Raw genomic sequence first — 1,220 nt, forward strand, 5'->3', positions numbered from 1 at the left:
ATGCTAATTCTTTCTCGAAATAAGTCGCCATTCGAACCGTCCGAAACCAGGTTTATCGACCACTTTTGAATTCAATTCCAACGAGTTTTCCAACTGGTTTATACGACCTATTCCAAGGGTGCATCACTTCGATTGTCCATGTAGAGATTGGGATTCTGCGCCACTCCCCCAAAGAAAAGCCCCCTCCGGAGAGGGGGCCGTTCCAGCGTTTTGGCTGGTCAGCAGTACCGGACGCGCGTACCGGTACTGTCGCCTATGCCTTCTTTTCCTGAGCGGCGTAGTACGCCCTGATCTGGGATTCGGTGAACAGCTCTTTTCCATTGATGACGGTGGGCTGGGGGAAGTCGTCGCGGCGGGTTTTGTTGGCTCGCAGGGTGTCGTACTTCGGCACACCATCCGCAGGACCGAGGCGGCGGGAGATCTCGGCCAGGGTCAGGAGCTCGGGCGGTGCGGTGGGGTCCTGTACGGCCTCCTGGCCGCTGCCCTGGCCCTGGCCGGGGATGAGGCGCAGTCGGTCACGCGAGGGCGTCACATGACCCTCCAGGGGCGTCACATGAGCGTCGTCGTGTGACGCGCGACCTGCGGTTTCTCCCTCGTTACCCCCCTCCAGACCCCCGTTTCGGCCTTCGGGGGCCGAGTCACGTGACTGGGCCAGGATGAAGGCCGGCGGGGCCTCCTCGGAGGGCTCGGGCGGGGCCTGGTAGAGACCCTCGGTGGTGTAGCCGTGGGTGGCGCGCAGCTCCTTGTAGTAGGCCGTGAGGAGCCGGTACGCCTCCTGCTGGTTCTGGTCCTTGGTGAGTTCCGGATTCCACGGGGCGTACGGGGTCTGAATTCGGGTGATCTCTCCTGTGTCCAGAGCGAAGACCATTCGGCCCGCCTTTTTCTGGATGGCAGGCATTTCGGTGCGGGAGCCCATAATGCGCTTCCACTGGTTTTCGGTGTAGCTGCCGAGGAACTTCAGTGGGAAGAGCGGAGAGAGGGAGACTCCGCCGAATTGGTTGTCTTTCAGGTCCTGGAATACAGCGATGATGTGGACGTTCACTTCTCGGCCGAGGCGGAGAATTGATGCGACGTCGCGCCATACAGGATCGGCCGCCGACTCTCCGGTTTTCTTGTCCGCCGAGTGCTGTTCCTTGAGGACGTCTGCGAGGTGGTTCGATTCCTCCAGGAAGACGTAAAGCGGCGGGAAAGCGGTACGGATACCGTTCTTCTTCTCGATA

1 protein-coding gene is annotated in these 1,220 nt (G+C 60.6%); it reads right to left on the reverse strand.

Features of this window, described 5'->3' with window-relative positions; genetic code table 11:
• Positions 1-253: 253 nt before the first annotated feature.
• Positions 254-1,220, reverse strand: a 967-nt coding sequence (locus ACFVXG_RS46150) for a hypothetical protein (protein WP_387936506.1), incomplete at its 5' end; no start/stop codon positions are given.

The organism is Kitasatospora sp. NPDC058162 (genome assembly GCF_042884005.1).
GTDB lineage: Bacteria > Actinomycetota > Actinomycetes > Streptomycetales > Streptomycetaceae > Kitasatospora.